Here is an 11,140-nt window from a genome sequence, read left to right on the forward strand (position 1 = left end):
AGGGTACCGGCGCCGGGGTGAGGCATGGGCAGAAGGTATCGCACGCTCGCTTTGCCGACAGTGCGTAACCAGGGCCCGGTGTAAGGTAGCCGGGTCGAAATGGCCCTTGACGAAGAGGAACCGATGGTCGACGTTGCGTTGCTGCTGGGCGGCCCGTCCGAGGAGCGGGGGATCTCGCTCAACTCGGCACGCTCCGTGGCCGACCACCTGGAGGGCGGGGTCGTCGACCTCAAGGAGATCATCTTCTTCGATCGGCAGGTGCGGCCCTACGCGATTCCGCGCGGCCTGCTGTACTGCAACACCCCATCCGACTTCGACTTCAAGCTCGGCCACGAGGGCCGCCCGCTGACCGAGGACGAGCTGCTCGACCGGCTGCGCGGCGTCGACCTGGTCTTCCCGGTCATGCACGGCGCGTTCGGCGAGGACGGGCAGGTCCAGGCGCTGCTGGAGCGGGCCGGGGTGCCCTTCGTCGGCACCGGGGCCGAGGCCTGCGCGACCGCCTTCGACAAGTTCAAGGCGAAGGAGGCGCTCGACGCGCGGGGCATCGGTGCGGTGCCCTCCGTGCTGGTCGACGCCGCGATGTCCGACGCCGAGGCCGAGGCGGTCGTCGCCGGGGCCTTCCCGGAGGCCGACAAGCTCGTGCTCAAGCCGGCCAAGGGCGGCTCGAGCATCGACGTGTTCGTGGCCCGGGACCGCGGCGCCGCCGCCGACATCCTCCGGGAGCTGCGCAAGCGGCACGACCGGATCGTGATCCAGCCGCGGATGACCGGCGTCGAGGTCACCACCATCGTGCTGGAGAGCCCCGACGGGCCGGTGTCGCTGATCCCGGTCGAGATCGAGCTGCACAACCGCAGCACCGACGACGAGATCTTCGACTACCGCCGCAAGTACCTGGCCAGCAACGACTCGCATTACCACTGCCCGCCGCCGCGCGACGACGAGACGATCGCCCGGATCCAGGGCACCGCCGAGGACGTGTTCACCGCGCTCGGCCTGCGCGACTTCGCCCGCATCGACGGCTGGCTGCAGCCCGACGGCTCGGTGCTCGTCTCCGACGTCAACCCGATCAGCGGCATGGAGCAGAACAGCTTCCTGTTCATCCAGGCCTCCCAGCTGGGCATGTCCCACGCGGACGTGCTGCGCGAGGTCCTGCGCGCCGCCGGGCGCCGGGTCGGCGTGGAGATTTCCGCCAGCTCCGATACTGCCGCCCAAAACGGACAGCCCGCCGCCGTCCTCTTCGGCGGCGCCACCGCCGAGCGGCAGGTGTCGGTGCTCAGCGGCACCAACGTCTGGCTGAAGCTGGCCCGCTCCGAGCGCTACGCCCCGGTGCCCTACCTCCTGGCCCCCGACGGCAGCGTCTGGCAGGTGTCGTACTCCACCGCCCTGCGCCACTCCGTGGAGGAGATCGTCTACGCCTGCCGCGACGGGGTGCGCCTGGAGGAGCACCGCGCCCGGCTGGCCGCCCGGATCATCGAGCGCCTCGGCCTGCCCGAGACGGCCCGCACGGCGAGCGTCGCCCCGCCGGTCCAGCTGACCATGGACGAGTTCCTGGCCCGCCACGACCTGGTCTTCATCGCCCTGCACGGCGGAATCGGGGAGAACGGCACGCTGCAGGAGCTCTTCGACCGGCACGGCATCCGCTACAACGGCTCCGGGCCGGCGGGCTCGCGGCTGTGCGCGGACAAGTACGAGACGGGCAAGGTCGTGGCGACCCTGGCCGCCGAGGGCATCCACACCGCCCGCCGCATCCGCGTGGACGTCCCGCCTGCGGCGGACGCCGCCGCGGTCGAGGGCCTGTGGCAGGACATCATCACCGAGACCACCGACACCAAGGTCGTGGTCAAGCCGCTCGACGACGGCTGCTCGGCCGGCATCGTCCCGCTGGGCAACGCCGCCGACCTGGGCCGGTACCTGGAGCTCATCAACGCCGACGCGCGGCGCATCCGGGGCGAGGGCTTCTCGCTGCTCAGCCCCGACCAGCTGATCGAGATGCCGACCAGCCGCCCGCAGCACCTGCTCTTCGAGGACTACATCGACACCGACGACGTCCGCGTCGAGCACCACGGCGGCCAGGCCGAGCTGGTCTGGGGCCGCGACCGCGACACGGGCTGGATCGAGGTCACCGTCGGCGTGATCGGCCCGAAGGGCGCCATGGAGGCGATGAACCCGAGCATCACGGTGGCCAGCGCCGGCATCCTCTCCCTGGAGGAGAAGTTCATGGGCGGCACCGGCATCAACATCACGCCGCCCCCCGGCCCGCCGCTCGGCCGCGTCGAGCCCGGCGCCGTCGAGGCGGTCCGCGCCCGCATCGCCCGCACCGCCAACGCGCTGGGCATGGCCGGCTACGGCCGGATCGACGCCTTCATGCACCGCAAGACCGGCGAGGTCATCATCATCGAGGCGAACTCGCTGCCGGGCCTGACCCCGGCGACGGTCTTCTACCACCAGGGGCTGGCCGAGCAGCCGCCGGTGCCGCCGCGGCAGATCCTCGAGCGCATCCTGGACCTTGCCACGCATTCGTGAGATCCGGGCGGTGCCGGTGGACGTCGCCCTCACCGAGCCGTTCGCGATCGCCGGGGGCGCGCCACCGTTCGCCCACAACGTCTTCGTTCGGGTGGAGCTCACCTCGGGCGAGGTCCGCTACGGCGAGGCGGCCCCCTTCACCGCGGTCTCGGGCGAGACCCAGTCCTCGACCCTGGCCGCGATCCGGTCCTGCGCCCCGGCCCTGGTCGGCGCGCCCGTCGAGGACCTGCGCGCGCTCCGCCCCGTGATGCCGCAGGCCCCCGCCGCGCGGTGCGCCCTGGAGACGGCCCTGTCTGAGCTACCGGAAATTTCCGGGCAGAAGGCGCTTGAAACCGACATTACGATCCCGGCCGGCACGGTCGAGCACGCGGTGGCCGCCGCCCACCGCGCGGCGGCCCGGGGATTCGCGACAGTCAAGCTCAAGGCCGGCGCCGCGGGCTGGGAGACGGACGCGCGAAGGGTCCAAGCGGTCCACGCCGCCGAGCCATCCCTGCGCCTGATCGTCGACGCCAACTGCGGCTACACCCTGGCCGAGGCCCGCCGCTTCCTGGGCGCCCTGGGCGACGCCACCCTGGACCTGTTCGAGCAGCCGGTACCCCCGGAGGCCCTGGCCGACCTGCGAGCCCTGACGGCAGAGGCCCCCATCTGTGCCGACGAGTCGGTCCGCACCCCGGACGACGCCCGAAGGGTGGCAGACCTGGGGGTCGCGGCCATCAACGTGAAGCTGATGAAGTGCGGGGTCCTCGACGCCGAGCAGGTCATCGCCACCGCGAAGGACGCCGGCATCCCCTGCATGATCGGCGGCATGATCGAGACCCCGCTGTCCATGTGGTACTCGGCCCGCCTGGCCGCCGCCGACCCGGCCCTGTTCCGCCACGTCGACCTGGACACCCCGCTCTTCATGCCCCCGGACGTGGTCACCTCCCCGCTGACCTACGACGGCCCCACCCTCACCCTGACCTCAGGCCGCCCCGACGCGGGCCGCTGGTTCCCGGCCGGCCCGGCGTAAGAATCGCGGGCCGGCCCGCATTACCTCGTGACGAGAGCGCGAAGGAGTGCGTATGGCGGGGCAGAGCGATGAGGAGCGCCGGTTCACCGACCTCTACCAGGCGCATCACCGGCAGGTGTATGCGTACGCGGTGAGCCGGGCCGGGCGAGGGCTGGCCGACGACGTCGTGGGGGACACGTTCCTCGTGGCGTGGCGGCGGCTGCGAGCGGTGCCGGAGGCGGCGCTGCCGTGGCTGCTCGGGGTGGCGCGCAACGTGGTTCGCGAGCGCTACCGCGACGAGGTCCGCCAGGCCGCCGTCGCCGCCGAGCTGAGGGCGTGGGTCGAGGAGGCCGACGGGGACATCGCCGACGGGGTGGCCGACAAGGCCGCGGTGCTCGCGGCGCTCGCCCGGCTCGGGGAGGACGACCGGGAGCTGCTCACCCTGGTGGCCTGGCACGGGCTCGCGGCACGCGAGGCGGCCCGGGTCGTCGGGTGCTCCACCGCCACGTACTTCGTGCGCCTCCACCGGGCCCGCAAACGGCTCGAGGAGGCCATGCGCGCCCGGCCCCCAGTGGCCGCGTCGACCACTTCCACCACTTCCACCAGGCAGGAGTACAGCCGATGAAGGACACCATGAAGATGCTGACCGCGGCCCGGCCCGCCCGGCTCGCGCCCGACCGGGCGCCGGGCGATCCCGCGGACATCATGCGGCAGCCCCGGGAGCACACCCGCCGTCCGGCGCGCCGGCTGGTGCTCGCGGGGGCGGGGCTGGCCGCGCTCGCCGCGGTCACCGCCGCCGCCGTCGCGCTCGACAAGGCGCCCACGGGGAGCCCCGATGCCGCTCGGCCGGGTCCGGGCGCGGAGCTCGACGCCGCCGACCTGCTGCTCGTGGCCGCGACCAAGGTCGACACCGGCCGGCCGAACGCCGGGCGCTACTGGGTGGTCCGCGCCGAGCACGCCGAGGGCGACCGGCGGGTGACCGACGAGCAGTGGCTGGCCACCCGGGCCGGCGACCCGTCGGTCGCGTTCCTGCGGGCCGAGGCGGGCGACTGGTCGCGGCGGGCCATGGATGGGCACACGGCCGACAGCAACTTCCTGCTGGGCGGGGTGCCCCGGTCGGCGGCGGCCCTGGCCGCCCTGCCGGCCACGCCCGAGGCGTTGCGGGCGCAGCTGCTGCGGTGGTGGCCCGAGGACGCGCCCGAGCCGAAGGACGTGTACCTGTTCAACGCCGGGGCCGACCTGGTGATGCGCCTGCCGGTGCCCGCACCGGTGCGGGCCGCGGCCTACCGGATGCTCGCCCAGATGCCCGGAATCGATTCGCTGGGCCGCGTCACCGATGCCCTTGGCCGCGGCGGCGTCGCGGTCGCCTACGGCGGCGGGCGGCAGCGGCTCGTCGTCGACCCGGCCACCGGGCGGGCGCTGGCGCAGGAGTCGTGGGCGGACGGGCGGCGGCTGGGCTACACCGCAGTGCTGAAGGCGGAGTGGGCCGACGGCGCGGCCCCCGCCGCCGTCAGTGCTGGGTGAAGATGCGCTGAACCCGCGGGCCGACCTGGGTCAGCAGCTCGTGTGAGACGGTGTCCATGGCGGCCGAGGCCTCCTCGATCGGGGAGGAGAAGCCGGCGTACTGCCCGAAGATGAGCACGTCCGAGCCCACCTCGGCGTCCGGGTGGCCGGTGATGTCGATGGCCATCGAGTCCATCGAGATGGTGCCGGCGATCTCGCAGCGGCGGCCGTTGACCAGCACGAAGCCGACCTTGCGGAAGGCCCGCGGGACGGCGTCGTAGTAGCCGGCGGCGATGAGGGCGACGCGGGTGCCGGGGGAGTGGGCGCGGAAGTGGCCGCCGTAGCCGACCCGCTCGCCCGGCGCCATGTCGTGGATCTCGACGATCCGGCTGACCAGGCCGACGCCCGGGGTCAGGGTGATGAGGCTGCTCGTCGCGGTCGAGGGCTGCAGGCCGTAGAGGCCCAGGCCGATGCGGACCATGTCGTAGCGGGCCTCGGGGAAGCGGATCGTGGCGGCCGTGGCGCTGGTGTGCCGTACGACATCCTCGAAACCCAGCTCGGCGGCGGCCGCGCAGACCGCGCCGAAGCGCTTGAGCTGCTCGCGCGTCAGGTCGTCCTCGGCCGGGTCGTCCGGGCAGCCCAGGTGGCTCATCAGGCCGGTGAGCCGCAGGTGCTCGTGGCCGCGCAGCTTGCCCAGCAGCTCGATCGCCGCCTCCGGGTAGAAGCCGCTGCGGTGCATGCCGGAGTCCACCTCGAGGTGCACGTCCAGGCGGCGGCCGCTGCCGGCGGCGACCCGGCAGGCGGCGTCGTACATCTCCACGGAGTACACCGACGGGGTGAGCCGATGGCGCACCAGGCGCTCCAGGTCGCCCGGCACGGCCAGGAAGACCAGGATCGGCATCTGCACCCCGGCCCGGCGCAGCGCGATGCCCTCGTCCGCGGTGGCGACGCCGAGCCAGTCGACGCCGGCCTCGCGCAGGGTGTGTGCGACGGTGACCGGGTTGGTGCCGTACGCCTCGGCCTTGACCACGCCCATGAGCTTCGTGTGCGGGCCGACCAGCTTGCGAAACGCCGCGACGTTGCTCTTCACCGCGGCGAGGTCGACGTAGAGGCGGGTGGCCGCGGCCGTCTCCACCAGGTGCATCCAGGAGTCGGTGACCATGGTGTCGCGCGGCACGTGGACCAGGGCCACGTCGTCCGGGCGCAGCTCGGTGGCGACGAAGGCGCGCATCCGGTCCTCGTCCGGGAAGCGGTGCACCGGCACGCCGCCCCGATCCGTGCCGGTCAGGGCCGCCTCGATCAGCCCGTGCGCCTCGGCGGTCAGGCCGCAGACCAGCTCCACGTTCTCGGCCCGCAGGCAGCGGGCCATCGCCTCGGCCGCCTCGGCGGTCAGGCCGGTCAGCGGGTCGCCGATGATCATCAGGGTGCGGCCGTGGGCGCCCATCAGCGAGCGGGCCGTGCGCAGCGCGCTGGACAGGGCCAGCGGGTCGGTGTTGGCCAGCTCGCCGACGACGGTCGCGCCGTCCGGGCGGCGCCACATCTGCATGCGGGTCGACGGCGGCGTGTAGTCGGCCACCGCGGCCAGCAGGTCGTCCGGCGCCTCGCCGAGCAGGGTGGCCGCGCCCATCGCCAGCTCGAGGTCGCTGAGCACCTCCGGCGAGGGGGTGGCGACCAGCAGGTCCTCCTCGACGCCGCCGGGCAGGGTGGCGCGGACCAGCGAGGAGCGCTCCACGTGGCGCAGCCGGGTCAGCCGGGGCAGCGCCGCGTCGCCCGCGGCCAGCAGGCGCGCCTTGGTGATCCGCGCGGCCAGTTGCCGTACCCCCGGATCGGTCTCCCCCATCAGCAGCCAGCCGTCGGCGGGCAGGCCGGCGGCCATCGTGAGCAGCTCGCGGGCGTGCTCCTCGCGGCTGCCGAAGCTCTGCACGCTGCGGGAGCCGAGGTTGGTGAACACGACCGCGTCGGGGGCCACGATCCGGGCCAGCCTGGCCATCTCGCCCGGCTCGGTGGCGGCCGCCTCGATCACCGCGACCGGCACGTCGGCCGGGCACTGCAGCACCGACAGGGCCACCCCGAGCTGGCTGTTGTAGCTGCCGGGGCTGGCGTAGGTGGTGTGGCCGGGCAGCAGCCCGACGAGCGCGTCCTTGGTCAGGGTCTTGCCGTTGCTGCCGACCACCGCCACGAACGTCGTCGCGGTCAGCTGCCGCCGCCACCACACCGCCATCTCCTGCAGCGCGGCCAGCGGGTCGGCCACGGCGATCAGCGGCCCGGCGTCGCTGGGCAGCTCGTCCAGCCGGTCGGCGGCGACGACGGCCGCGATGGCCCCGTTGGCGAGGGCCCGGGCCACGAACCGGTGACCGTCAGTAGCACCGTGGAGAGCGAAGAAGAGACTGTCGGCCTGCAACCGGTCCGAGTGGATCGCGACGCTGCCGACCTCGCGTTCTTCCCGCGGGAAGTGCACGGTTCCGCCGACGATCGACGCCACCTCGGCGACCGAGACTGGGTCCATCGGCGAATAGTAACTGGAGCGCTCGGTGCCACGGACAGTAAGATTGCCCGGTGTTGGAGATCATGGAGATCCTCCGGGGCGATGCCCATGCGACGCCCGAGCGGATCTCGGCGCTGACCGGGATACCCGTCGAAGAGGTCCGCGCGCAGATCGCCGAGTGGGAGCAGCAGGGCGTCATCCGCCGCTACAAGGCCGTGGTGGACGCCGACCGGCTGCGCGAGCTCACCGGGGAGCAGCTCATCACCGCGTTCATCGACGTCGCCGTCACGCCGGCCCGCGGCCTCGGCTTCGACGACGTGGCGCTGCGGATCTCCCGCTTCCCCGAGGTGCGCTCGGTGTACCTGGTCTCCGGCGCCCAGGACCTGCGCTGCGTGGTCACCGGCCGCAGCATGCACGACATCGCCGACTTCGTCGCCCAGAAGCTCTCCACGATCGAGCGGGTGACCGCCACCGCCACGCACTTCGTGATGAAGACCTACAAGGACGACGACGAGCTGTACGCGACCGCCGAGGTCGACCGACGCCTCCCGGTCACGCCGTGAAGCCGCTCAACCCGATCGTCGCGGCCTGCCCCCCGTCGGGCATCCGGCGCTTCTTCGACATCGCCGCCACCCTGGACAACGTCATCTCGCTCGGCGTCGGCGAGCCGGACTACGTCACCCCCTGGCACGTGCGCGAGGCCGGCATCTACGCCCTCGAACAGGGCTACACGACCTACACCTCCAACGCCGGGCTCCTGGAGCTGCGCGAGGCGATCGTCGAGGACCTTTCGCGGCGGTACTCCGTGAGCTTCGACCCCGCCGCCGAGTGCCTGATCACCTCGGGCGTCTCCCAGGGCCTCGACCTGGTCATGCGCACCCTGCTGGCCCCCGGCGACGAGGTCATCATCCCGGAGCCGTGCTACGTCGCCTACGGCCCGTGCGTCACCTTCGCCGGCGGCACGCCCGTCTACGTACCCTCCTCCCCGACCTTCCAGCTGCTGGTCGAGGAGATCGAGCAGGCGATCACCCCGCGCACCAAGGCGGTGCTGGTCTCCTCCCCGTCCAACCCGACCGGGGCCATCCAGTCGCGGGAGCTGCTCGCCGCGCTGGTGGACGTGGCGGTCCGGCACGACCTCTACCTCGTCTCCGACGAGATCTACGAGCGCCTCAGCTACGACGCCCCGCACACCTGCGTGGCCGCCCTGCCCGGGGCCCGCGACCGCACGGTCCTGCTCGGCGGCTTCTCCAAGGCCCACGCGATGACGGGCTGGCGGGTCGGCTACATCTGCGCCCCCGCGGCGGTGCTGGAGCTGGCGGGGCGCATCCACCAGTACACGATGCTCTGCGCCCCGCACGTCTCCCAGGCCGCCGCCCTGGAGGGCCTGCGCTCCGGCGAGCCCCGGGTGGCCGAGATGATCGCCGGCTACGACCGCCGGCGCCGCCTCTTCGTCAAGGGCCTCAACGACATCGGCCTGGAGTGCGACGAGCCACAGGGCGCCTTCTACGCCTTCCCGTCGGTCCGCTCGACCGGCCTGGACTCGGAGACCTTCGCCGAGCGGCTGCTCGCGGCCGAGCAGGTCGCCGTCGTCCCGGGCAGCGTCTTCGGCCCCTCCGGCGAGGGCCACATCCGCTGCAGCTACGCCACCGCCCTGCCGTTGCTGGACGAGGCCCTGGAGCGGATGGGCCGCTTCGTGCGCTCGCTGGGTTAGTTCGCGACGTAGGCGAGCAGTCTGGCCTTGTCGAGTCCGGCGGGCTCGTTGACCGTGGTCCTGACGGTGCGGTCGGCGTTGAGCAGGGTGAGCTTGCCGGGGGTGCGGACGAGGATCGTGCCGTCGGGCTGGAAGGCGATGGCGCTGATCGGGCCGGTGACGGGCAGGTTGACGACGTTGCCGGTGCGGGTGTCGATGAGGGTGTTGGCTTCGAGGTCGCGGCCGATGTCGCCGTTGGTCTCGTTGGCCTTGGTGAGCTGCAGGAGCGCGACGAGGGTGCCGTCGGCGGAGATGCTGTAGGGGTCGAAGCTGCGGCGGTTCTCGGGGTTGGTGGTGGTGTCGGGGTCGCCGAGGATGGGGATGGTGTGGGGGTTGGTGCCGTCGGCGTCGGCGGTCATGATCTTGCCTTGGCCGTTGGAGTAGGCGATGTGCTTGCCGTCGGCGGACCAAAGGACGTGTGTGCGGGCCTGCTCGGTCAGTGGGGTGAACGTGCCGGTGGTGACGTCGATGGTGCCCCAGGTCGGGGTGGCGTTGGAGGGGCCTTTGGCGGCGAGGAGGTGCTTGCTGTCGGTGGACCACTGCGGTTCGTAGCCGGGCCCGGGCACGCCGGTCAGGAGCGTGTGGGGGTGCTTGCCGTCGCGGTCGGTCACGACGAGCTTGTCGTGGTCCATGAAGGCGATGGCGGTGCCGTCGGGGGAGACGTTCGCGGTGTACCCGGCGACGCCGTCGACCTTGACGAGGTTCCCCTTGTCGATGCGGACGACCGTGGGGCCGCTGCCCTCCAGGTAGTAGAGCCGGCCGGGCAGGCCCTCGATCGAGGCCGCCGGCGGGGCCTCGGCCGTGGCGGTGACCGTGGCGGGGGCGCTCGGCGCGGCGGTGGCAGGGGCGGCGTCGGCGCTCGTGCCGTTGTCGCCGCAGGCGGTGAGCAGCATCAGCAGGGACGAGCCGGAGAGCAGGGCGGTGGCGGCGAGGACGGGCCGGCGGACCGAGAGCTTGCGCATGGTGGGACTCCGTTCGATGTTGTGGGGGATGCGGGAAGGAACTGGCGCCGGCCGGCTGTGCAATTCCCTTGCGCCTTGGTAGACGCGTGCCTCGGCTTTGACGGGCGACAGTACTTTCGGACATCTCTCGATCCACCGAACGGTGGATGCTGGAGTCAGGCGGGGAAGACGGTCAGGCGGGCGTTGTAAGACCAGCGGCGCAGGGTCTGCAGGACCTTGGCGGCGCCCGGCGGGTTGGCCGAGTGGACGTGGACGATGCCGATGTCGTAGGGGGCGCCGTCGAAGGCGGCCCGCTCCAGGAGTTCCACCACCGGCCAGATGGTGTCGTCGCCGCCCAGGTCGTGGTCCAGCCACAGCTCGTCGAGGTGCTGCTCGCGGTACCGCTGCAGCAACACGACACCGGCGGCGCTCGTGCGCGCCACGAGCGCCGGTGCGGTGTCGGGGAACGAGCGCAGGTCGTCGACGAGGATCCTCACGCGGCCACGGTACGGCGGCGGAGGCGGCGCGCGGCCTTCCCGGCGTTCCGCTCGACCGGCCGGGACTCCGAGACAGACGCCGTCGTCCCGGGCGGCGTCTTCGGCCGGTCCGGCAAAGGCCACATCCGCTGCGGCTGCGCCACCGCCCCGCCGCTGCTGGACGAGGCCCTGGAGCGGGCGTCTTCGGCCGGTCCGGCGAGGGCCACATCCGCTGCGGCTACGCCACCGCCCCGCCGCTGCTGGACAAGGCCCCGGAGCGCATGGACCGCTTCGCGCGTTCCCTCCAGGGCCGGGTCAGTCAGCCACGTAGGCGATCAATCTGAAGGTCTTGACGGCCGAGGGTTCGGTGACGGTCATGTTCACCGTGCGGTCGGCGTTGAGCAGGGTCAGCTTGCCCGGGGTGCGGACGAGGATCTCGCCGTTGGGCCGGAATGCGATGGCGCTGATGGTGCC

9 protein-coding genes are annotated in these 11,140 nt (G+C 72.7%); 6 read left to right on the plus strand and 3 right to left on the minus strand.

Annotated features, from left to right (window positions below):
* Positions 1-99: 99 nt before the first annotated feature.
* Genes ABD352_RS39325 through ABD352_RS39340 form a run of 4 tightly spaced genes read left to right on the plus strand, consistent with a single transcriptional unit; the run spans position 100 to position 5,035 of the window.
* Positions 100-2,523 (plus strand): D-alanine--D-alanine ligase family protein, encoded by a 2,424-nt coding sequence (locus tag ABD352_RS39325; RefSeq protein WP_344617665.1) that lies wholly within the window; start codon positions 100-102, stop codon positions 2,521-2,523.
* 10 nt (positions 2,524-2,533) lie between these two features.
* The gene (locus tag ABD352_RS39330) at positions 2,534-3,532 is read left to right on the plus strand and encodes a dipeptide epimerase (protein ID WP_344617666.1); all 999 of its coding nucleotides are present in this window, start codon (positions 2,534-2,536) and stop codon (positions 3,530-3,532) included.
* 52 nt (positions 3,533-3,584) lie between these two features.
* Complete coding sequence (locus ABD352_RS39335) at positions 3,585-4,136, plus strand: RNA polymerase sigma factor (RefSeq protein ID WP_344617667.1); 552 nt, start codon at positions 3,585-3,587, stop codon at positions 4,134-4,136.
* The gene (locus tag ABD352_RS39340; RefSeq protein WP_344617668.1) at positions 4,133-5,035 is read left to right on the plus strand and encodes a CU044_5270 family protein; all 903 of its coding nucleotides are present in this window, start codon (positions 4,133-4,135) and stop codon (positions 5,033-5,035) included. The genes ABD352_RS39335 and ABD352_RS39340 overlap by 4 nt, the downstream gene beginning before the upstream one ends.
* Here ABD352_RS39340 and alr read toward each other — a convergent pair.
* Positions 5,022-7,520 (minus strand): alanine racemase, encoded by a 2,499-nt coding sequence (gene alr, locus ABD352_RS39345; protein WP_344617669.1) that lies wholly within the window; start codon positions 7,518-7,520, stop codon positions 5,022-5,024. The two genes, ABD352_RS39340 and alr, sit on opposite strands and share 14 nt — an antisense overlap.
* 50 nt (positions 7,521-7,570) lie before the next feature.
* Here alr and ABD352_RS39350 point away from each other — a divergent pair, with 50 nt between their 5' ends.
* A complete protein-coding gene (locus tag ABD352_RS39350; RefSeq protein ID WP_344617670.1) occupies positions 7,571-8,062 on the plus strand; it encodes an Lrp/AsnC family transcriptional regulator in 492 nt (163 codons plus the stop codon).
* Complete coding sequence (locus ABD352_RS39355; RefSeq protein ID WP_344617671.1) at positions 8,059-9,210, plus strand: aminotransferase class I/II-fold pyridoxal phosphate-dependent enzyme; 1,152 nt, start codon at positions 8,059-8,061, stop codon at positions 9,208-9,210. Before ABD352_RS39350 ends, ABD352_RS39355 begins: the two co-directional genes overlap by 4 nt.
* Here ABD352_RS39355 and ABD352_RS39360 read toward each other — a convergent pair.
* Both ABD352_RS39360 and ABD352_RS39365 read right to left on the minus strand, forming a co-directional pair.
* Positions 9,207-10,211, minus strand: coding sequence for a TolB family protein (locus ABD352_RS39360; protein ID WP_344617672.1), 1,005 nt, complete (start codon positions 10,209-10,211; stop codon positions 9,207-9,209). The genes ABD352_RS39355 and ABD352_RS39360 overlap by 4 nt on opposite strands.
* A 155-nt stretch (positions 10,212-10,366) precedes the next feature.
* Entirely contained in the window at positions 10,367-10,687 is a 321-nt protein-coding gene (locus ABD352_RS39365) for a cyclic-phosphate processing receiver domain-containing protein (RefSeq protein WP_344617673.1), read from the minus strand.
* Positions 10,688-11,140: the final 453 nt, after the last annotated feature.

The sequence above is a fragment of the Dactylosporangium salmoneum genome, from assembly GCF_039532525.1.
Lineage (GTDB): Bacteria > Actinomycetota > Actinomycetes > Mycobacteriales > Micromonosporaceae > Dactylosporangium > Dactylosporangium salmoneum.

What these genes read in the sequence shown, in the direction of transcription:
- ABD352_RS39325 (WP_344617665.1), top strand. Translation starts at nt 100, where the DNA reads ATGGCCCTTGACGAAGAGGAACCGATGGTCGACGTTGCGTTGCTGCTG.
- ABD352_RS39335 (WP_344617667.1), top strand. Translation starts at nt 3,585, where the DNA reads ATGGCGGGGCAGAGCGATGAGGAGCGCCGGTTCACCGACCTCTACCAG.
- ABD352_RS39340 (WP_344617668.1), top strand. Translation starts at nt 4,133, where the DNA reads ATGAAGGACACCATGAAGATGCTGACCGCGGCCCGGCCCGCCCGGCTC.
- alr (WP_344617669.1), bottom strand. Translation starts at nt 7,520, where the DNA reads ATGGACCCAGTCTCGGTCGCCGAGGTGGCGTCGATCGTCGGCGGAACC.
- ABD352_RS39360 (WP_344617672.1), bottom strand. Translation starts at nt 10,211, where the DNA reads ATGCGCAAGCTCTCGGTCCGCCGGCCCGTCCTCGCCGCCACCGCCCTG.